General features: G+C 46.7%; 1 protein-coding gene. It reads right to left on the reverse strand.

Going from position 1 to position 390, the window contains the following annotated elements; translation table 11 throughout:
* Positions 1-390, reverse strand: a 390-nt coding sequence (locus tag ARTB_RS22020; protein ID WP_243182285.1) for a hypothetical protein, incomplete at both ends; no start/stop codon positions are given.

Consider the following 390-nt stretch of genomic DNA (forward strand, 5'->3'; position numbering starts at 1 on the left):
CTTTCTTCCTTCTCTCTTCTTTTCTTCTTTCCTCCTTCTTTTCTCTTTCCCTTCTTCTCTCCTTCCCCTCTCCTTTCTCCTTTTTCTCTCCTTTCTCCCCCTTTTCCTTCTCTTCTTCTTTTTCCACCTTTCCTCTTTTTTCCTTTTCGTTCTCTTCCTCCTCCCTTCCCCCTCCCTTCTCCTCCCCTTCCTCCTCCCCCCTCCCTCCTTCTTTCCTCTCTCTCTTTCCTCCCTTTCTTCCTCTCTCCCCTCCCTTCCCTTCTCCTTTCTTTCCTCCTTTTCCTCTTCTTCCTCTTTCCTTTCCTCTTTCTCTCTTCCTTCCTTTTTTCCCTCTTTCTCTTCTTTTTTTTTTTTTTTTTCGAGTGCATTTCCCAGTACGGAGTGGCGGCC

Source organism: Arthrobacter humicola (assembly GCF_022803015.1).
GTDB classification, from domain to species: domain Bacteria; phylum Actinomycetota; class Actinomycetes; order Actinomycetales; family Micrococcaceae; genus Arthrobacter; species Arthrobacter humicola_A.